The sequence below is a fragment of the Streptomyces sp. NPDC058470 genome (genome assembly GCF_042721055.1).
Classification (GTDB): Bacteria; Actinomycetota; Actinomycetes; order Streptomycetales; family Streptomycetaceae; genus Streptomyces.
The window spans coordinates 1-19,917 of sequence record NZ_JBHXMF010000024.1 but is presented as its reverse complement, the minus strand read 5'-3'; the positions used below and the strand labels follow the sequence as shown (position 1 = coordinate 19,917).

The 19,917-nt window shown below is 68.3% G+C and carries 19 protein-coding genes; 15 read left to right on the top strand and 4 right to left on the bottom strand.

Annotated elements, in window-relative coordinates:
* Positions 1-31 precede the first annotated feature (31 nt).
* The 11 genes from ACFWP7_RS19160 (at position 32) to ACFWP7_RS19110 (ending at position 10,077) form a co-directional block, all read left to right on the top strand.
* Entirely contained in the window at positions 32-1,396 is a 1,365-nt protein-coding gene (locus tag ACFWP7_RS19160; RefSeq protein ID WP_384382717.1) for an MraY family glycosyltransferase, read from the top strand.
* A gap of 297 nt (positions 1,397-1,693) precedes the next feature.
* A complete protein-coding gene (locus tag ACFWP7_RS19155) occupies positions 1,694-2,131 on the top strand; it encodes a hypothetical protein (RefSeq protein WP_384382716.1) in 438 nt (145 codons plus the stop codon).
* Positions 2,132-2,356: 225 nt separating this feature from the next.
* Positions 2,357-3,169 carry a F0F1 ATP synthase subunit A gene (gene atpB, locus ACFWP7_RS19150; protein ID WP_384382715.1) on the top strand — a complete coding sequence of 271 codons (813 nt, stop codon included), beginning with the start codon at positions 2,357-2,359 and terminating at the stop codon, positions 3,167-3,169.
* 78 nt (positions 3,170-3,247) lie between these two features.
* Positions 3,248-3,478: an ATP synthase F0 subunit C gene (gene atpE, locus ACFWP7_RS19145; RefSeq protein WP_384382714.1), complete on the top strand. Its 231-nt coding sequence runs from the start codon at positions 3,248-3,250 to the stop codon at positions 3,476-3,478.
* A gap of 42 nt (positions 3,479-3,520) precedes the next feature.
* Positions 3,521-4,066, top strand: a complete 546-nt coding sequence (locus ACFWP7_RS19140) for a F0F1 ATP synthase subunit B (protein ID WP_384382713.1) — start codon at positions 3,521-3,523, stop codon at positions 4,064-4,066.
* Complete coding sequence (locus tag ACFWP7_RS19135) at positions 4,063-4,884, top strand: F0F1 ATP synthase subunit delta (protein WP_384382712.1); 822 nt, start codon at positions 4,063-4,065, stop codon at positions 4,882-4,884. Before ACFWP7_RS19140 ends, ACFWP7_RS19135 begins: the two co-directional genes overlap by 4 nt.
* A gap of 130 nt (positions 4,885-5,014) precedes the next feature.
* Positions 5,015-6,604, top strand: coding sequence for a F0F1 ATP synthase subunit alpha (atpA, locus tag ACFWP7_RS19130; protein WP_384382711.1), 1,590 nt, complete (start codon positions 5,015-5,017; stop codon positions 6,602-6,604).
* Positions 6,605-6,624: 20 nt separating this feature from the next.
* Positions 6,625-7,539, top strand: coding sequence for a F0F1 ATP synthase subunit gamma (locus ACFWP7_RS19125; protein WP_384382710.1), 915 nt, complete (start codon positions 6,625-6,627; stop codon positions 7,537-7,539).
* Positions 7,539-8,975, top strand: a complete 1,437-nt coding sequence (gene atpD / locus ACFWP7_RS19120; RefSeq protein WP_384382709.1) for a F0F1 ATP synthase subunit beta — start codon at positions 7,539-7,541, stop codon at positions 8,973-8,975. The genes ACFWP7_RS19125 and atpD overlap by 1 nt, the downstream gene beginning before the upstream one ends.
* A gap of 142 nt (positions 8,976-9,117) precedes the next feature.
* Complete coding sequence (locus ACFWP7_RS19115) at positions 9,118-9,492, top strand: F0F1 ATP synthase subunit epsilon (RefSeq protein WP_384382708.1); 375 nt, start codon at positions 9,118-9,120, stop codon at positions 9,490-9,492.
* Positions 9,493-9,630: 138 nt separating this feature from the next.
* Positions 9,631-10,077: a DUF2550 domain-containing protein gene (locus ACFWP7_RS19110; protein WP_384382707.1), complete on the top strand. Its 447-nt coding sequence runs from the start codon at positions 9,631-9,633 to the stop codon at positions 10,075-10,077.
* Between the two features lie 18 nt (positions 10,078-10,095).
* On the opposite strand, the gene ACFWP7_RS19105 is transcribed toward ACFWP7_RS19110, so the two are convergent.
* The 3 genes from ACFWP7_RS19105 to ACFWP7_RS19095 form a co-directional block, all read right to left on the bottom strand.
* Positions 10,096-11,940 (bottom strand): glycosyl hydrolase family 18 protein, encoded by a 1,845-nt coding sequence (locus ACFWP7_RS19105; RefSeq protein WP_384382706.1) that lies wholly within the window; start codon positions 11,938-11,940, stop codon positions 10,096-10,098.
* A gap of 106 nt (positions 11,941-12,046) precedes the next feature.
* On the bottom strand, positions 12,047-12,688 hold the full coding sequence (locus ACFWP7_RS19100; protein WP_384382705.1) for a response regulator: 642 nt from the start codon (positions 12,686-12,688) through the stop codon (positions 12,047-12,049).
* Complete coding sequence (locus tag ACFWP7_RS19095) at positions 12,685-13,908, bottom strand: sensor histidine kinase (protein ID WP_384382704.1); 1,224 nt, start codon at positions 13,906-13,908, stop codon at positions 12,685-12,687. Before ACFWP7_RS19095 ends, ACFWP7_RS19100 begins: the two co-directional genes overlap by 4 nt.
* Positions 13,909-14,060: 152 nt before the next feature.
* Here ACFWP7_RS19095 and ACFWP7_RS19090 point away from each other — a divergent pair, with 152 nt between their 5' ends.
* The gene (locus ACFWP7_RS19090; RefSeq protein ID WP_384382703.1) at positions 14,061-14,666 is read left to right on the top strand and encodes a hypothetical protein; all 606 of its coding nucleotides are present in this window, start codon (positions 14,061-14,063) and stop codon (positions 14,664-14,666) included.
* Here the strand turns inward: ACFWP7_RS19090 and ACFWP7_RS19085 are convergent.
* Positions 14,592-15,164: a cob(I)yrinic acid a,c-diamide adenosyltransferase gene (locus tag ACFWP7_RS19085; RefSeq protein ID WP_384382702.1), complete on the bottom strand. Its 573-nt coding sequence runs from the start codon at positions 15,162-15,164 to the stop codon at positions 14,592-14,594. The genes ACFWP7_RS19090 and ACFWP7_RS19085 overlap by 75 nt on opposite strands.
* A gap of 560 nt (positions 15,165-15,724) precedes the next feature.
* Between ACFWP7_RS19085 and ACFWP7_RS19080 the strand changes: the two genes are divergently transcribed.
* The 3 genes from ACFWP7_RS19080 to ACFWP7_RS19070 all read left to right on the top strand — a co-directional run bounded on the left by ACFWP7_RS19080 (position 15,725) and on the right by ACFWP7_RS19070 (position 19,829).
* Positions 15,725-16,573, top strand: coding sequence for a 3-hydroxyacyl-CoA dehydrogenase family protein (locus ACFWP7_RS19080; protein ID WP_384382701.1), 849 nt, complete (start codon positions 15,725-15,727; stop codon positions 16,571-16,573).
* A 176-nt stretch (positions 16,574-16,749) separates the two neighbouring features.
* A complete protein-coding gene (locus ACFWP7_RS19075) occupies positions 16,750-17,073 on the top strand; it encodes an STAS domain-containing protein (RefSeq protein WP_020136551.1) in 324 nt (107 codons plus the stop codon).
* Between the two features lie 251 nt (positions 17,074-17,324).
* Positions 17,325-19,829: an ATP-binding protein gene (locus ACFWP7_RS19070; RefSeq protein WP_384382700.1), complete on the top strand. Its 2,505-nt coding sequence runs from the start codon at positions 17,325-17,327 to the stop codon at positions 19,827-19,829.
* Positions 19,830-19,917 lie beyond the last annotated feature (88 nt).

Genomic DNA, 19,917 nt, shown 5'->3' with positions numbered 1-19,917 from the left:
CAGATGGCCAGCGAGACCTGTGGGGAAGCCCGTGCGTGAATACCTGCTGACGCTCTGCGTGACGGCCGCGGTGACGTATCTGCTGACAGGGCCGGTGCGGAAGTTCGCGATCGTGGCCGGAGCCATGCCGGAAATCCGTGCGCGTGACGTGCACCGAGAACCGACCCCGCGGCTCGGCGGCATCGCGATGTTCTTCGGGCTGTGCGCGGGCCTTCTGGTCGCGGACCACCTGGAGAACCTCAGCGACGTCTTCGCGAACTCCAATGAGCCGCGCGCCCTGCTCTCCGGCGCGGCGGTGATCTGGCTGATCGGTGTCCTGGACGACAAGTTCGAGATCGACGCCCTGATCAAGCTGGGCGCCCAGATGATCGCGGCCGGTGTGATGGTCGTGCAGGGTCTGACGATCCTGTGGCTGCCCATCCCGGGCGTCGGCCTGGTGGCGCTCACCTCGTGGCAGGGCACCCTGCTCACCGTCGCCCTGGTCGTCATCACCATCAACGCGGTGAACTTCGTGGACGGCCTGGACGGTCTGGCCGCCGGAGTGGTGTGCATCGCGTCCGCCGCGTTCTTCCTGTACGCCTACCGCATCTGGTACAGCTACGGAATCGAGGCCGCCGCCCCGGCCACGCTCTTCGCGGCGATCCTGATGGGTATGTGCCTGGGCTTCCTGCCGCACAACATGCACCCCGCGCGGATCTTCATGGGCGACTCCGGCTCGATGCTCATCGGGCTCGTGCTGGCCGGCGGCGCCATCTCCATCACCGGGCAGATCGACCCCGACGTGATGAACCTGTTCTCCGGTTCCGAGCGGAACACCGTGCACCAGACGGTGCCCGTCTTCATCCCGCTGCTGCTGCCGCTGACGATCATCGCGATCCCGGCCGCCGACCTGGTCCTGGCCATCGTGCGGCGCACCTGGCGCGGACAGTCCCCGTTCGCCGCGGACCGCGGGCACCTGCACCACCGCCTCCTGGAGGTCGGGCACTCGCACAGCCGCGCGGTCATGATCATGTACTTCTGGTCGGCGCTGATCTCCTTCGGCGCCCTCGCGTACTCGGTCAACTCCGGCGCCATGTGGATCGTGCTCGGGATCATGGGGCTCAGCGCGGTCGGTCTGGTCCTGCTCCTGCTGCCGCGCTTCACGCCGCGTACCCCGCGTTGGGCCGAGAGCTTCGTGCCGCCGCGCTATCGCCGTAGCAGGGTCGTAGCTGCCTCGCCCGAGGCAGCGGAGGCCGTGCCGGCCGGTGCCTTCGAGGCAGGGGTCTTCGCCGAGGAGGACGGGGCGCCGGAGGGCCGCACGCCGGTTGCTGCCGGAGTCTCAGGAGTCAACGGGGCGACGGCAATTGGCGCTCGTTCGCGCTTCCTGGATCGGCGTAAGGCCGGGTCGTCGCGCTGACGCCAAGGTAAGAATCTTGCAAGAGGTCCGCGCCCCCGCGCGTCGGCAAACTGCCCCAATACCAGACAAGTTGGCCAGTAAATTGCACAGACGCGCACCTTCACTCTCATGTGTGACAGCGAGCACACCAACCAGGTAAAGACCTCATCAAATAGTTTGTGATACGGTTCACGAGAACCCGGGACGGAGCCGAAGGACCTGAGAGAGATGGTCCCTTGGCGTGAGGTTCTCTCTCAGCCCGGGATTACGCTCGTCCATGACGACACCCTGCCCCCCTTAGCAAGCGGAGTTGCCGCCATGCCGTCCAATGACGCCCGGATTCTCCTTCAGGCCGCTGTGCCCACAGCTGTCGTCGGCGCGATTGCCGCCGTCGTCAGTGGTGTGGTCGCCGGTGGCAAGGGAGCAGTCGGGGCGGTCGTCGCGACGCTGGTCGTGATCCTCTTCATGGGTATCGGGCTCTACGTTCTGCAGCGCACTGCCAAATCGCTTCCGCACTTGTTCCAGGCGATGGGGCTCATGCTCTACATGGCACAGGTTCTTCTGCTGTTCATCTTTGTCGCCGCGTTCAAGAACACGACGTTGTTCAACCCCAAAGCTTTCGCGATCACGCTCGTCGCCACCACGCTCGCGTGGATCGGTGCACAGGCGCGTGCCCAAATGAAGGCCAAGATCCTCTATGTCGAACCCGAGTCTTCGAAGGGCGACAAGCCCGAAAAGACAGGGCACTCGTCGTGAGGGGTAGGGCCGGGATAAGTGCGCCTAGCAGACCCTGCTATCGTCCGGTGCCAACTGCGGCATCGCGGGCGCGGGCATCTGAGCTGACGCCTGCTCAAACGCGAGGCTTGATGCCCCACAGCCGCCCCCACATCCGTAACACCAGTCCAGTGCCGAACCGCGGCTGCGCGCCGCGCCGACACAACGAGGTTGCCGTACCTATGCGCCACGCTGAAGGAGCCCGCGGTGAGTGCTGACCCCCAGATGCTCGCCTTCGACGCAAGCTGTCACATCTTCACCGGTTGCGGCTTTCCGGCGCCGGGTCTCCATACGTTCGTGTACGAGCCCATCTTCACCGTGGCCGGCTTCGATTTCACGAAGCCGATGCTGTTGGCGCTCCTGGGTTGCTTTGTGGTCATCGGGTTCTTCTGGGCCGCGTTCAACAAGCCCAAGCTGATTCCCGGCAAGATTCAGATGGTCGGTGAGGCAGGCTACGACTTCGTACGCCGTGGCATCGTTTACGAGATCATCGGCAAGAAGGACGGCGAGAAGTATGTGCCGCTCATGGTCTCGCTGTTCTTCTTCGTCTGGATGATGAACATCTGGTCGATCATCCCGCTCGCCCAGTTCCCGGTCACGTCGCTGATTGCCTTCCCAGCGGGTCTGGCCCTGATCGTGTACGTCCTCTGGGTCAGCCTCACCTTCAAGAAGCACGGCTTCGTCGGTGGCTGGAAGAACATCACCGGTTACGACAAGTCGCTCGGCCCGATCCTGCCGCTCATCGTCGTCCTCGAGTTCTTCTCAAACCTGATCATCAGGCCGTTCACACACGCGGTGCGACTGTTCGCGAACATGTTCGCCGGACACCTGCTGATCGTGATGTTCTCGCTGGCCTCCTGGTACCTGCTGAACGGCATCGGCGTCGTTTACGCCGCCACCTCGTTCGTGATGGTCATCGTGATGACCGCCTTCGAGCTCTTCATCCAGGCCGTTCAGGCGTACGTCTTCGTCCTCCTGGCTGCCAGCTACGTCCAGGGTGCGCTCGCCAAGCACCACTGAGCCCCACCTGCTATCTCCTCCCCCAGACGCCCGGTGGCCAACCCCCACCGGGTCCTTGAAAGAGAAGGAAGAACCGGTATGTCCGAGACTCTCGCCGCTGTCACCGGCAACGTCGCCTCCATCGGTTACGGCCTTGCGGCCATCGGCCCCGGCGTCGGCGTCGGCATCATCTTCGGTAACGGCACCCAGGCTCTCGCCCGTCAGCCCGAAGCCGCGGCCCTGATCCGTACGAACCAGATCATGGGTTTCGCCTTCTGTGAGGCGCTCGCCCTGATCGGCATCGTCATGGGCTTTGTCTACCCGTCGTAAGACGGCCAGACAGCCCGTACCCCTTTCATGGAAGGCACTGATGTGAACGCTCTGTTCATTGCGGCGGCCGAGGAATCTCAGAATCCTCTGATCCCACATCTCGACGAGCTCGTCATCGGCCTGATCGCCTTCGTCATCGTCTTCGGCTTCCTCGCCAAGAAGCTTCTCCCGAACATCAACAAGGTTCTGGAGCAGCGTCGCGAGGCCATCGAGGGCGGTATCGAGAAGGCCGAGGCCGCTCAGACCGAGGCCCAGAGCGTGCTCGAGCAGTACAAGTCTCAGCTCGACGAGGCCCGTCACGAAGCCGCGCGGCTGCGCCAGGAGGCGCAGGAGCAGGGCGCCACGCTCATCGCCGAGATGCGTGCGGAAGGCCAGCGGCAGCGTGAGGAGATCATCGCCGCCGGTCACACGCAGATCGAGGCGGACCGCAAGGCCGCGGCTCAGGCGCTGCGTCAGGACGTCGGCCAGCTGGCCACCGCCCTGGCCGGCAAGCTCGTGGGCGAGGCCCTTGAGGACAACGCTCGGCAGAGCCGCACCATCGACCGCTTCCTCGACGAGCTCGAGGAGAAGGCCGAGGCGGCTCGATGACAGCGCACGGAGCGAGCCGCGAGGCAACCGCTGCCGCACGTGAGCGTCTCGACGCGCTGACGGACAACACGTCCGTGGACGCGGCGCAGCTCGCGGACGAGCTGGCCGCGGTCACCGCGCTGCTGCACCGCGAGGTGTCACTGCGTCGGGTCCTGACCGACCCGGCACAGCCCGGAGAGGCGAAGGCCGAACTGGCCGGGCGCCTGTTCGGCAGCCAGGTCAGCGGGTCGACCGCCGATCTGGTGGCCGGTCTGGTGCGCTCGCGCTGGTCGCAGTCGCGCGACCTCGTGGACGCCCTCGAAGAGCTGGCAAGCCTCGCCGACCTCACCTCGGCACAGCAGGCAGGCAGGCTCGACAACGTCGAGGACGAGCTGTTCCGGTTCGGACGGATCGTCTCTTCGAACACCGGGCTGCGTGCCGCGCTGACCGACCGCGCCGCGACGACCGCGGCCAAGAGCGCGCTGCTGCGCAGCCTGCTCGGCGGCCGGGCGGACGCGACGACCGAGCGTCTGGTGACGCGCCTTGTGACCGCGCCTCGTGGACGTAGCCTGGAAGCGGGACTCGAGTCCCTGTCCAAGCTCGCCGCCGAGCGTCGCGAGCGCATGGTCGCCGTCGTCACCTCCGCGGTTCCGCTGAGCGACGGACAGAAGCAGCGCCTCGGCGCCGCTCTGGCGAAGCTCTACGGCCGTCAGATGCACCTCAACCTCGACGTGGACCCCGAGGTCCTCGGCGGAATCCAGGTGCAGGTCGGCGACGAGATCATCAACGGTTCCATCGCGGACCGTCTCGCGGACGCCAGCCGCCGCATGGCCGGCTAGCCCCAACTTCATACGCAGTACGTACCTACGGCCCTCGTTGGGCCGTGCAGAGGATTCACCTCTTTACCGGGGGGAGTCCCCATCCCCCCAAGTGAAACTTCGGGCCCAACAAGGAGAGCAGGGAACCCAGATGGCGGAGCTCACGATCCGGCCGGAGGAGATCCGGGACGCGCTGGAGAACTTTGTCCAGTCGTACAAGCCGGACGCGGCCTCGCGCGAGGAGGTCGGTACGGTCACCGTCGCCGGCGACGGTATTGCCAAGATCGAGGGTCTTCCCTCGGCGATGGCCAACGAACTGCTGAAGTTCGAGGACGGAACCCTCGGCCTCGCGCTGAACCTGGAAGAGCGCGAGATCGGTGCGGTCGTCCTCGGCGAGTTCAGCGGTATCGAGGAGGGCCAGCCGGTGCACCGCACCGGTGAGGTGCTGTCCGTCGCCGTGGGCGAGGGCTACCTCGGCCGCGTCGTCGACCCGCTCGGCAACCCGATCGACGGCCTCGGCGAGATCGAGACCACCGGACGCCGCGCCCTTGAGCTGCAGGCTCCGGGCGTCATGATCCGCAAGTCGGTGCACGAGCCGATGGAGACGGGCTACAAGGCCGTCGACGCGATGACCCCGATCGGCCGTGGCCAGCGTCAGCTGATCATCGGTGACCGTCAGACCGGCAAGACCGCGCTGGCCGTCGACACGATCATCAACCAGCGCGACAACTGGCGCTCGGGCGACACCAAGAAGCAGGTCCGCTGCATCTACGTCGCCATCGGCCAGAAGGGTTCGACCATCGCCTCCGTGCGTGGCGCCCTCGAAGAGGCCGGCGCGCTGGAGTACACGACCATCGTCGCCGCCCCGGCGTCCGACCCGGCCGGCTTCAAGTACCTTGCGCCGTACACCGGTTCGGCCATCGGCCAGCAGTGGATGTACGAGGGCAAGCACGTCCTCATCATCTTCGACGACCTCTCGAAGCAGGCCGACGCCTACCGCGCCGTGTCCCTGCTGCTCCGCCGTCCGCCGGGGCGCGAGGCCTACCCCGGTGACGTCTTCTACCTGCACTCCCGTCTGCTGGAGCGCTGCGCGAAGCTCTCCGACGCCCTGGGTGCCGGTTCGATGACGGGTCTGCCGATCGTCGAGACCAAGGCGAACGACGTGTCGGCGTTCATCCCGACCAACGTCATCTCCATCACCGACGGCCAGTGCTTCCTGGAGTCCGACCTGTTCAACGCCGGCCAGCGTCCGGCCCTGAACGTCGGTATCTCGGTCTCCCGCGTCGGTGGCTCCGCCCAGCACAAGGCGATGCGCCAGGTGTCCGGCCGGCTCCGTCTCGACCTCGCCCAGTACCGCGAGCTGGAGGCCTTCGCCGCCTTCGGTTCCGACCTGGACGCCGCGTCGAAGTCGCAGCTGGAGCGCGGTCAGCGACTGGTCGAGCTGCTCAAGCAGCCGCAGTACCAGCCGATGCCGACCGAGGACCAGGTCGTCTCCGTGTGGTCCGGCACCACCGGCAAGATGGACGAGGTACCGGTCTCCGACGTCCGCCGCTTCGAGAAGGAGCTCCTGGAGTACCTGCACCGCAAGGAGCAGGGCCTCATGACCTCCATCAAGGAGGGCGGCAAGATGTCGGACGACACCATCACCGCCATCGCCGACGCCGTCGCGGAGTTCAAGAAGCAGTTCGAGACCTCGGACGGCAAGCTTCTCGGCGAAGACGTTCCGGCCGCGACCAAGTGACGACGGAAGGGACCTGACTCATGGGAGCCCAGCTCCGGGTCTACAAGCGTCGTATCAAGTCCGTCACCGCGACCAAGAAGATCACCAAGGCGATGGAGATGATCGCCGCCTCGCGCGTCGTCAAGGCGCAGCGCAAGGTGGCGGCCTCCGCGCCGTACGCGACCGAGCTCATCCGCGCGGTCACGGCGGTCGGTACCGGCTCGAACACCAAGCATCCGCTGACCACGGAGGCGGAGACGGCGACCCGCAGCGCGGTGCTGCTCCTCACGAGCGACCGCGGACTGGCAGGCGCCTTCAACTCCAGCGCCATCAAGGCCGCCGAGCAGCTGACGGCGCGCCTCGAGGCGGAGGGCAAGGAGGTCGACACGTACATCGTCGGCCGCCGCGGTCTGGCCCACTACAACTTCCGCGAGCGCAAGGTCGTGGAATCGTGGTCGGGCTTCACCGACGAGCCCACCTATGCGGACGCGAAGAAGGTCGCGGGTCCGCTGATCGAGGCCATCGAGAAGGAGACGGCTGACGGCGGCGTGGACGAACTCCACATCGTCTACACCGAGTTCGTCTCGATGATGACGCAGAACGCGGTCGACAGCCGACTGCTGCCGCTGCGCCTCGAAGAGGTCGCGGAGGAGGCGCCCAAGGGCGAGATCCTTCCGCTGTACGAGTTCGAGCCGTCGGCGGAGGACGTCCTTGACGCCCTGCTGCCGCGGTACGTCGAGAGCCGTATCTACAACGCGCTGCTCCAGTCGGCTGCCTCCAAGCACGCCGCCACGCGCCGCGCGATGAAGTCGGCGACCGACAACGCGGGAGACCTGATCACCACGCTCTCCCGTCTTGCCAACGCGGCCCGCCAGGCCGAAATCACCCAGGAAATCAGCGAGATCGTCGGTGGCTCCGCAGCCCTGGCCGACGCGACCGCGGGGAGTGACAAGTAATGACGACGACAGTTGAGACGGCCGTTGCCACGGGCCGCGTCGCCCGGGTCATCGGCCCGGTCGTCGACGTGGAATTCCCCGTCGACGCGATGCCGGAGATCTACAACGCCCTTCACGTCGAGGTGGCCGACCCGGCCAACGCCGGCGAGAAGAAGATCCTGACCCTGGAGGTCGCCCAGCACCTGGGTGACGGTGTGGTCCGCACCATCTCCATGCAGCCCACCGACGGTCTGGTTCGCCAGGCCGCGGTCACCGACACGGGCACGGGCATCTCCGTCCCGGTCGGCGACTTCACCAAGGGCAAGGTGTTCAACACCCTCGGCGAGGTGCTGAACTCCGACGAGAAGTACACGGGTGAGCGCTGGACCATCCACCGCAAGGCCCCGCGCTTCGACGAGCTCGAGTCGAAGACCGAGATGTTCGAGACCGGCGTCAAGGTCATCGACCTTCTCACCCCGTACGTCAAGGGTGGAAAGATCGGCCTGTTCGGCGGTGCCGGTGTCGGCAAGACGGTGCTCATCCAGGAGATGATCTACCGCGTCGCCAACAACCACGACGGTGTCTCCGTGTTCGCCGGTGTCGGCGAGCGCACCCGTGAGGGCAACGACCTCATCGAGGAGATGTCCGAGTCCGGCGTCATCGACAAGACGGCGCTTGTCTTCGGTCAGATGGACGAGCCCCCGGGCACCCGTCTCCGGGTGGCCCTTGCCGGTCTGACCATGGCGGAGTACTTCCGCGATGTGCAGAAGCAGGACGTGCTGTTCTTCATCGACAACATCTTCCGCTTCACGCAGGCCGGTTCCGAGGTCTCGACCCTGCTCGGCCGGATGCCCTCCGCGGTGGGCTACCAGCCGAACCTGGCCGACGAGATGGGTCTCCTCCAGGAGCGCATCACCTCGACCCGTGGTCACTCGATCACCTCGATGCAGGCGATCTACGTCCCCGCGGACGACCTGACCGACCCGGCCCCGGCCACCACCTTCGCCCACCTCGACGCGACGACGGTTCTCTCCCGTCCGATCTCCGAGAAGGGCATCTACCCGGCCGTGGACCCGCTGGACTCCACGTCCCGCATCCTGGACCCCCGCTACATCGCGGCGGACCACTACGCGGCCGCGATGCGTGTCAAGTCGGTCCTGCAGAAGTACAAGGACCTTCAGGACATCATCGCGATCCTCGGTATCGACGAGCTGGGCGAGGAGGACAAGCTCACCGTCCACCGCGCCCGTCGCGTGGAGCGCTTCCTGTCCCAGAACACCCACGTCGCCAAGCAGTTCACCGGCGTCGACGGTTCGGACGTTCCGCTGGAGGAGTCGATCACGGCCTTCAACGCGATCATCGACGGCGAGTACGACCACTTCCCGGAGCAGGCGTTCTTCCTCTGCGGTGGCATTGAGGACCTCAAGAAGAACGCCAAGGAGCTCGGCGTCTCCTGAACGGTCTCCTGACCGAGTACTGCTTCTTGGTGAGGGGGCGGGGCCGCACCTCGCGGGGTGCGTCCCGTCCCCTCACGTACGCCTACTAGACTTTGACCCAACACCCGGCGGCAAAGCCGGGTGGTGACCCGAGGAGCCCACCTTGGCTGCTGAGCTGCATGTCGAGCTCGTCGCCGCGGACCGCAGTGTCTGGTCCGGCGAGGCCACCCTGGTCGTCGCGCGTACCACGTCCGGCGACATCGGCGTCATGGCCGGTCACCAGCCGCTGCTCGGTGTGCTGGAGTCGGGCCCGGTGACCATTCGTACGAGTGAGGGTGGAACGGTCGTCGCCGCGGTGCACGGCGGTTTCATCTCGTTCGCGGACAACAAGCTTTCGCTGCTGGCGGAGGTCGCCGAGTTGTCGGACGAGATTGACGTCCAGCGCGCGGAGCGGGAGCTCGAGCGCGCGAAGGCGGACGGTGACGCTTCCGCCGAGCGTCGCGCGGACGTCCGTCTGCGAGCGGTGTCGACGAGCTGAAACCAGCGCGCGACAAGAAGTGACTCAGCCGCGGCCAGGACCGGAGCTTGCTCCGGACCGGGTCGCGGCTGAGGCGATGCGGGTGCTTTTTTCCGTTTCATTACCTGCTTTACCTAGGAGACGAGGAGGTCGGTGTCGATGGTCCTCGCTCTGACTGTGTGCGGGTTGGTAGTGGCGTTCGTAGTGATCGGCCTGTTCGTCTTCGGCCTGCGCCGCCGACTGATCCAGCGCTCCGGCGGAACCTTCGACTGCAGCCTGCGCTGGGACGTGCCCGAGAAACCCGACACCAACGGCAAGGGCTGGGGCTACGGCGTCGCCCGCTACAACAGCGACCGCATCGAGTGGTACCGCGTCTTCTCCTACGCCCCCCGCCCGCGCCGCGTCCTTGAACGTTCGGCGATCGAGGTGGCCGGACGGCGTGCCCCGGAGGGCGAGGAGGAGATGGCGCTGCTCTCGGACGCGATCATCCTCGCCTGTCTGCACAGGGGTACGCGTCTCGAACTGGCGATGAGCGAAGACGCGCTGACCGGGTTTCTCGCGTGGCTGGAAGCAGCCCCGCCCGGTCAGCGCGTCAATGTGGCCTGACTTTCCTACTTAACTTTCTTAGCCGAGACCGTTCTTGATGGCGCTCACGAGTTCACCGTTCGCGGTGTCACCGCTGAACTCCCAGAAGAACGCGCCACCCAGGCCCTGGGAGTTGGCCCAGGCCATCTTCGTACCGATGGTGGCCGGGGTGTCGTAGCTCCACCAGTTGTTGCCGCAGAACGCGTACGCCGTGCCGGCGATGGTGCCGGTGGACGGGCAGGTCGTCTTGAGGACCTTGTAGTCCTCGATGCCTGCCTCGTAGGTGCCCGGTGCCGCGCCGGTCGCCGTGCCACCCGGGGTGGCCTGGGTGACTCCCGTCCAGCCGCGGCCGTAGAAGCCGATGCCGAGCAGCAGCTTGTTGGAGGGCACGCCCTTCGACTTGAGCTTGGCGATCGCGTCGGCCGAGTTGAAGCCGGCCGTCGGGATGCCGGTGTACGAGGTCAGCGGGGAGTGCGGGGCGGTCGGGCCGGTGGGGTTGAAGGCGCCGAAGTAGTCGTACGTCATCACGTTGTACCAGTTGAGGTACTGGGCGGCGCCGCCGTAGTCGGCCGCGTCGATCTTGCCGCCGGAGGAGCCGTCGGCGGTGATGGCCGCGGTCACCAGGTAGCTGCTGCCGAACTCCGTGCGCAGCGCCGAGGTCAGCGTCTTGAAGGAGCTGAAGCCGGAGGTGTCACAGGTGAGGCCGCAGGCGTTGGGGTACTCCCAGTCGATGTCGATGCCGTCGAAGACATCGGCCCAGCGCGGGTCCTCGACCAGGGCCTTGCAGGACTGGGCGAAGGCGGTGGGGTTGGCCGCGGCCTGGGCGAAGCCGCCCGAGTAGGTCCAGCCGCCGAACGACCACAGCACCTTGATGTTCGGGTACTTGGCCTTCAGCTCGCGCAGCTGGTTGAAGTTGCCGCGCAGCGCCTGGTCCCAGGTGTCGGCCACGCCGCTGACGGAGTCGGCGGCGGTGAACGCCTTGTCGGTGGCGGCGTAGGAGTCGCTCATCACGCACTGCCCGTTCGTGACGTTCCCGAACGAGTAGTTGATGTGCGTGATCTTCGACGCGGAGCCGGAGGTGTCCAGGTTCTTGACCTGGTAGTTGCGGCCGTAGATGCCCCACTCGGTGAAGTAGCCGAGGTTGACCTTGCCGCCGGCCGGCGGGGTCGTGGTGCCGCCGGTGGTGGTCACGGAGACCGCGCCGCTCGCCGGACCGGTCTGGTCGGCGGTGTCGCGGGCCTTGACCGTGTACGAGTAGGTGGTGCCGGCGGTCAGGCCGGTGTTCGCGTACGAGGTGCCGGTCACCGTCGCGACCGTGGCGCCGTCGCGTAGGACGTCGTAGTTCTTGATGCCCTTGTCGTCGGTGGCCGCGGACCAGGACAGGTTCACCGAGGTGTTGGTGAGGGCTGACGCGGTCGGGGTGCCGGGCGCGGAGGGCAGCGCGTCGCCGGGGACCGGCGGCGGCGTGGTGCCGCCGTCACAGGTGCCGCCGTTGACGAGGCAGTTGGAGGGGGCGCCGGTGCCGGCTCCGTTGAAGCCGAAGGAGACGGAGGCGCCGGCCGCGAGGGTGCCGTTGTAGGACTTGTTCTTCGCGGTCCAGTGAGTGCCGGAGGACGTGACGTCGGCTTCCCAGGCCGAGGTCACGGACGTGCCGGCGGGGAAGTCCCACGTGACCGTCCAGGAACTGATGCTCGTGGTCCCGGTGTTCTTGACGGTCCACTTGCCTTCGAAGCCGGTGCCCCAGTCCTGGGTCTTGGCGTACGTGGCGGTGGCACTGGTGGCTGCCTGGGCGGGGCTCGCGAGGCCGACCATGGCGGCGAACGGGAGCAGCAGGGTGGTGAGACCTGCCACGACCCTCTGTCTGGTTCGGTGTCTGAAGCGCATCCGCGGTCCTCCGGGGGATTTTTGATGAGGTGCGCAGGACAATAGAAAGGTCTGGACCATAGGTCAATAGGTCCAGACCACTGAAGCGGATGCGCGGGGTTACTTGTTACACGCCCAACTCCTGAGCCAGCACCGCCGCTTGGACCCGGCTGCGGAGCCCCAGCTTAGCCAGGAGGCGGCTGACGTGGGTCTTCACCGTCGCCTCCGCCATGTCGAGACGGGTGGCGATCTCCGCGTTGGACAGCCCCTCGCCGAGGCGGCAGAGCACCTCGCGTTCCCGCCGGGTGAGGGCTTCGAGGACCGTCGGGTCGGCCCCCGGACCCCGTACGGGCTTCGCGGCGAACTCGGCGATCAGCCGACGGGTCACCGTGGGGGAGATGAGCCCCTCGCCCCGCGCGACCGTGCGGACCGCTTCGAGGAGGTCGCGCGCCTCGGTGTTCTTCAGCAGGAACCCGGCGGCGCCCGCGCGCAGCGCCCCGAAGACGTACTCGTCGAGGTCGAAGGTGGTGAGGACGAGTACGTCGGCCAGCTGCTCGTCGACGACCCGGCGGGTGGCCGAGACGCCGTCGAGCCGGGGCATCTGGACGTCCATCAGGACCAGATCCGGCCGGAGTCGACGGGCGAGCGCGACCGCCTGCTCGCCGTCCGCGGCCTCGCCGACCACCTCGATGTCGGGCGCGCTGCGCAGGATGAGGACGAGTCCGGCCCGTACGGCGGCCTGGTCCTCGGCGACGAGCACGCGGATCATTCGCTTCCTCCACGGGTGCGCTGGTTGCTCTGGGTTCCCTGAGTTCTTCGGGCGATCGGCAGGGTGGCCCGTACCCTCCAGACCTTGGTACCGCCCGAGTCCTCGGGGCCCGCCGCGAACCTGCCGTCCAGTAGGGCGACCCGCTCCTCCATGCCGATCAGACCGGCCCCCGAGCCGGGCGCGCGTGGCCCGTCACGGTCGCCGCACGGGCTGGTCACCCGCACGGCGAGGGAGCCGTCGAGCTGGGCCACGGTGACGGTCACGCGGCCGGGAGAGGCGTGCTTGAGGGCGTTGGTCAGGGACTCCTGGACGATCCGGTACGCGGCGAGTTCGACCGGGGCGGGGAGCCTGGCCTCGTGGGTGGCGTCGAGAGTGACGTCGAGCCCGTTGGTGCGGGCGCCCTCCGTCAGCGCTTCGAGACCGTCCAGGGTGGGAGCGGCGGACGGCTCCAGGTCGCCGCTCTCGTCGCGCAGGATCCCGATCAGCCGGCGCATCTCGGCGAGACCCTCGACGCTGTTCTCGCGGATCACGGCGAGCGCGTCCTGCGAGGTCTTCGGGTCGTCGAGGGAGAGCGCGGCCGTGGAGTGGATGGCGATCGCGGAGAGGTGGTTGGCGACCATGTCGTGCAACTCACGTGCCATCCGGGCACGTTCGGCCGTGACCGCCTGGGCCCGGTCGATCCCGGCGAGCAGGGCGGTCTGTTCGGCACGCAGGCGCTCCGCGACGGCGGCGTCACGGTGGTTGCGGACGATCCAGCCGGTCGCGGCGGGCGTCAGCGCCACCAGGCCTACGCCCACCCCGACCAGCAGAGCCTCCGGCACGTGCCAGACCGCGACGGGTACGACCGTGGCGGCCACGGTGATCAGCCCGGTGATCCAGAGGATGCGCCGGGCGGCGGCCGCGTGACCGTAGAGCACCGCCGCGTACATGAGGTCGGTGAACATCAGGACGGTGGCCAGGCTGCCGCGCGTGAAGAGGTCGACGGTCACCGCGACCGTGCCGATCAGCAGGGCCGTACGCGGCTTGGTCCGGCGCAGCAGCTCGCAGCCCGCCGTCACGACGAGCGGCAGGAGCAGCACGCGGCTGTCGGGCCACAGGACGATCGGCTCCTCCGCAGGCCGGACGCCGAGGCCGACGGCGTACAGGAGGAGTCCGCCGAGCAGGCCGGAGAGCGCGATCCACACGTCGTCTCGATGGGGGCGGGGGAGTCGTACGGCCATGACTCCATCCAACACGGCGTATGTGCTCGGCGCCTGATCCCGGGGGACGGTCCGCGGCTACATCGAAAGATGCAGCGCGACTTCGTCAATGGCGACGACGATCCGGGCGGGGCCCGACGGGAGCCTTGAAGGGTGACCGAAGGGAGCCGAACGTGATCGTCACGTTGATCATCGTCTGCGAGGCGGCCTTCTGGGTGCTGCTGGCCCTGGGCCTGGCCGTCCGCTACCTGCTGAAGTGGCGCCGTACGAGCGTGGTGCTGCTGCTCTGCGAGCCCGTCCTTGAACTGGTCCTCTTCGTCGTGACGGCGATCGACCTGAGGAACGGCGCCGAGCCGAGCTGGGAACACGGCCTGGCGGCGCTCTACATCGGCTTCACCGTGGCGTACGGCCACTCCACGATCCGCCGGCTCGACGGCCACGCAGCCCACCGTCTGGCCGGGGCTCCACGCCCGCCGAAGCCCCCGCGCTACGGAGTGGCGCGCGCCCGCCACGAGGGCAGGCTGTGGCTCCGTACGGTCCTGATGGCGGCGGTCGCCTGCGCGCTGCTGCAGGCCGCGATCCGGTACGTCGGCGACGGCGACACCTCGTCGCTGCGGTCCTTCCAGTGGATCTCGCTCAGGACCGCCGGCATCCACGGCGTCATCGCGCTGACGTACACCATCTGGCCGAAGAAGCCGCCGGAGTCAGCGCTCTCCGCCCGGGACCCAAAGCACGTCCCCGACCTCCTTGTTCGCCGTCCTGGCAAGGATGAAGAGTAGGTCCGACAGCCGGTTGAGGTAGGTCGCGGTGAGCGGGTTCATGACCTCCCCGTGGACCTCCAGCGCCGTCCACGTCGACCGCTCGGCACGTCGTACGACCGTGCACGCCTGGTGCAGCAGAGCCGCGCCGGGCGTGCCGCCGGGCAGGATGAAGGAGCGGAGCTTCTCCAACTGCTCGTTGAAGCGGTCGCAGTCCGCCTCCAGCTTGTCGATGTAGAACTGCTCGACCCGCAGTGGCGGGAACTCGGGCTCCTCGACCACGGGGGTCGCCAGGTCCGCGCCGACGTCGAACAGGTCGTTCTGTACGCGGGTGAGCACCTTGACGACCTCCGCGTCGAGCCCGCCGAGCGCGATCGCCGTCCCGACCACCGCGTTCGCCTCGTTGGTGTCCGCGTACGCGGAGATCCGCAGGTCGGTCTTGGCGACCCGGCTCATGTCGCCGAGAGCGGTGGTGCCCTGGTCGCCGGTCCTGGTGTAGATGCGCGTCAGATTGACCATGAGGCCCAATTTACCTGCGCACTCTCCGTGTTCGATCCCGTGCAATTGTTCTTGCTTCGCACCGGTGTCCTGATCTCGGGAATGGCGTTAGTGAGACGGGGTGACCTTCCGCTGGTCCCGGCCCGTCGGTGGTGCGGTGAAATCGGCCACCATGACCCGTGACGGCAGACACTGGTACGTCAGCTTCATCACCTCTGGCGCGGCTGAGCGTTACCGGAGGCTTCAGCAACGGCATGTGCGGACTCGGAAGGGGGCCAAGCGTTGGCACTCCGGCACTCCGGCCCGCGGGCATACGGGTCACAGGGTGTGGAGACCTCGGCGTGAGCCGGTCCGTGAAGCGCCAACCAGCGTGAACCCGCAAGGAATTGGCGCTCCGACCACGGAGGTCGGAATTCTCTCGGTCTCGGCCGCGGGGAGGATCGCCAAGTCCGTCTGTTGAGACGTGACCACCGTCTCACGCCGTGAGACGTGACACGCATTACTAAGCCGTCATCCAGGCCCTCGTGAGCGCTAGGGTCCGCCGGAGAGGCAACTTGAACAGGGTGTTAAGGGGAGTCGGAGTGGCACGGAAGCTCGCCGTCATCGGGGCCGGACTCATGGGGTCCGGTATCGCCCAGGTCTCCGCGCAGGCGGGCTGGGACGTCGTCCTGCGCGATGTCACCGACGAGGCGCTGAAGCGTGGCATCGACGGCATCAGGACCTCGTACGACAGGTTCGTCAGCAAGGGCAAGTTGGAAGCCGCGGACGCGGACGCGGCGCTGGCCCGCATCACGGTCACCACCGATCTGGAAGCCGCCGCGGACGCCGACATCGTCGTCGAGGCGGTCTTCGAGAAGCTGGAGGTCAAGCACGAGATCTTCCGGACGCTCGACAGGATCGTCCGCGACGACACGGTGCTCGCCTCCAACACCTCCGCGATCCCGATCACGAAGATCGCGGCGGCGACCGAACACCCGGAGCGGGTCGTCGGCGTGCACTTCTTCTCGCCGGTGCCGATGATGCAGCTCGTCGAGCTGGTCCGCGGCTACAAGACGAGCGACGAAACCCTCGCGACCGCGCGGGGGTTCGCCGAGTCCGTCGGCAAGACCTGCATCGTCGTCAACCGTGACGTGGCCGGCTTCGTGACGACCCGTCTCATCTCGGCACTCGTCGTCGAGGCGACCAAGCTGTACGAGTCGGGTGTGGCCAGCGCCGAGGACATCGACCTCGCCTGCCGGCTGGGCTTCGGCCACGCCATGGGACCCCTGGCCACCGCCGACCTCACGGGCGTCGACATCCTGCTGCACGCCACCGGCAACATCTACACCGAGACCCAGGACGAGAAGTTCGCGCCGCCCGAGCTGATGCGCCGGATGGTTGACGCCGGTGACATCGGGCGCAAGAGCGGGCAGGGCTTCTACAAGCACTGAAGATCAAGTACCACCCGTCTGCGCTCACCACTGAAACCGCACGTGCCTCTGGGGCATCACCCCTTGAGGTGAATTCGGTATCGGTTCGCTTACAAGCAGCAACCACACTGCCCTTCGGGCAGTCAGACGGGGCACAGACAGACGCGGAGTACGAGAAGCACTCTCGGGGAGCGCATATGTACATCAGGGGCGACCACGCCGAGCTGGTCGTCGGGGGCCGCCTCGACGTACGCAGCGCGGCGGACGCCCGCACGGTCCTGCACTCGGCCGTCGACGACGGAGCCGGCGACCTGGTGCTCGACCTGTCCGAGCTGGACTCCTGGGACGCCACCGGACTCGGTGTCATCATGGGGGCCCACCGACGCGCCGGGCGGTGCGGCCGACGGCTCGTACTGCGCGACGTTCCACCGCAGATGCAGCGCCTCCTCGTGGCCACCCGGCTGCACCGGATCCTGGCGATCGAGGGCGGCATCGGCGTGGAGTCACTGCCCCGGGTGTGAGCCGCGCAACGGTACGTACGGCATCACGCGCACAATCCTCACGAAGCTGTGACGTCTCGGACGGCGCGGTACCCCGGCCGTTCGTAGATACTGTGCGAAGGTTTAGGGTTCGCCTGCCTGCTGACTGAAACCCTGGAGCAGGCACCGGACCAGAAGCGACAGCGCAGTGTGCGGCAAGGCCGGGAGGGGCCCGAGTGCGCCGGAAGTCCGGCGACACCACCCGCACACGACGCTTTTGGGGGGCTTGGAACATGGACCCGAACAACCGCGGACCCGAAGAGTACGGCCATGACGACGACGGCCAGGCGCCTCGCTCGCGCCCGCCGCGCGAACCGCTCACGACCGACTTCGGGCACCACACACCGGCGCTCGCCCGCACGGTTCAGCTCGTCTCGGGCGATTTCCTGCTCACGGTCAACCCCGTCGACGGCAGCGAGATAGAAGCCTGCCCGCCGGGTGAGCGGCCACCGCGGCCGGTGAAGTACAGCGCGGCGGACCGCGCCGACCTGAGCCGCGCGACCCAGCCGCCGATCCCGCCGGGCCCGGCCCAGCCACGCCTGCCGCTCCTGGAGCGCCAGGAGGAGCGCGAGCGGCTCGTACGCCTCCTGGCGCGGGGGCGCTCGGTACGGCTCACCGGAGCCGCGGGCTCGGGCCGCAGCAGCCTGCTCGACGCCGTCGCCGACGACTGCGCGGACCTCGCACCGGACGGTGTCGTACGCCTCTCCGGATACCGGCGCACGGCGAACGATGTGCTCCACGACCTCTTCGGCGCCGTCTACGAAGCGCCCCTGTACCGGCCGCAACGGGACGAACTGCTCCGCCTCGTCAACGAGATCGGTGCGGTCGTCGTCCTCGACGACGCGGAGTTCGGCGGTGCCGCGCTCGACGAACTGCTCGACGCCACCCCCGAGTGCGCCTTCGTGATCGCCGCGACACCCGACGTGGCCGCGCCGACCGCCGACTCCCTCCTGGAAGAGGTGTTCCTCGGCGGCCTCGACCGCAGTGGCGGCCTCGAACTCCTGGAGCGGGCCGTCGGACGCGTGCTGACCGAGGAGGAGTCGAACTGGGCGGGCGACCTCTGGTTCGAGTCCGAAGGACTGCCGCTGCGCTTCATGCAGGCCGGGGCGCTGCTGCGGCAGCGTGACCAGCTGAGTGCCAGTGCGGGCGCCGTCGAGGGGTTCGGCGTCTTCCAGGACGTGCCGGTCGATGCCGCCTTCGACGCGGCCGACCACGACGAGGTACCGCTTCCCTCGCTCGCCGAGGGCGCCGCGCCCGCCTCGCTGCTCGCGTCCCGGCTCAGTGAGTCGGCGCGCGCGACCCTGCGGTTCGCGATCGCGCTGGGCGGCGAGGTGCCGCATCAGGCGCATCTGCCCGCGCTCGTCGGAGACACCCACGCGGATGCCGCGCTCGCTGAACTGGCGGGCTGCGCGCTGGTCTCTCCGGTCGGCTCCCGCTACCGGCTCGCAGCCGGTGTGCAGGCCCAGCTGGAGGCCGCCGGATATGCGGACCGCGCCGAGGAGCAGGCGCTCGCGGCGGCCCGGCACTACACCTGGTGGGCCGGGCACCCCTCGGTGACCCCGGAGCGGGTCTGCGCCGAGGCCGACGCCCTGCTCGCCGCGCTCACCGTCCTGGTCCCGCTCACCGCGCCCCCGCTCGACGAGCAGGACGAGAGCATCGCCGTACAGCTCGCGCGTACGGCCGCGCCCGCGTTCGCCGGCGGTCTGCACTGGAGCGCCTGGGAGCGCGCGCTGCGCTCCGGCGCCGAGGCCTCCAGGCTCTCCGGCGAGGTGTCCGAACAGGCCTACTTCCACCACGAGTTGGGCATCCTCGCGCTCTGCGGCGGCCAGCTGGACCGGGCCCGCGCCGAGCTGGAGGCCTCCATCGGGCTGCGCGGCGCCCTCGCCGACAAGCGCGGCACGGTCGCGGGCCGCCGCGCCCTCGCCCTGGTCACCGACCGCTCCGGAGCCGTCGTGTCCGGCGCCGGCACGGCGGCCGGTGAGGAGGTGTCCGAGTCGCGGTACGAGGAGTCGGCGTCGCCTCCGGGAGGCGTACCGGCAGCCTTCCTCGCCGAACAGCCGGGCGAGCCCTCGACGTTGGTCACCCACCGCTCCGGGCCGGGCCCCGACCACAAGCGCGCCGGCATCGCGAGCCGACTGGTGAGCGGCACCCGGCGCAACCTGGTGGCCGCGGGCGCGGGCGTTCTGCTCGTCGCGGTCCTGGGCACCGTGGTGACGCTCGGCGCGACCTCGGACGGCAACACCGGAGCCCCGGCCGAGCAGGTCGGCGTCAACCCGTCGGCCAGTCAGGGCGCCGACGACGACAGCCTGGGCGCGGACAAGGCGAAGAAGGGCGACAGCGACTCCGGTACGGGATCCGTGAGTACGCCGACGGATCCGGGCCCCGACGGAACGTACGGGACGTCGGACGACCCGACGCCGCCGGAGACGGGGCAGCCGTCGGACAACCCGAGCGGCACGCAGGGCACCGGCAGCCCTTCGGCGTCGCCGTCCAAGTCGCCCACGAAGTCGCCGACGGGCAAGCCGCCGACGACCCCGAAGCCGTCGGACACCCCGCCTTCCGAGTCGCCGTCGTCGTCGGAAACTCCGACGACGCCCCCGGCTTCGCCCAGCACGTCGACGTCGCCGACCTCTTCGACCTCCGCAAGCGGCCCCAGCTCCAGCGCCCCGGAGACCGTCATCAGCAGCGCTCCCGCGAGCAGCAGTGAGGCCGGGTCGCCCAGTGCCCCGGTGATCTGAGGCAAGGAGCACGCGAGAGGGCCGGGTCCGAAGACGGACGCTGTTGGTTAATCCCGGGCCCTGATACTTCGCCCCGTCGTCATGCGGC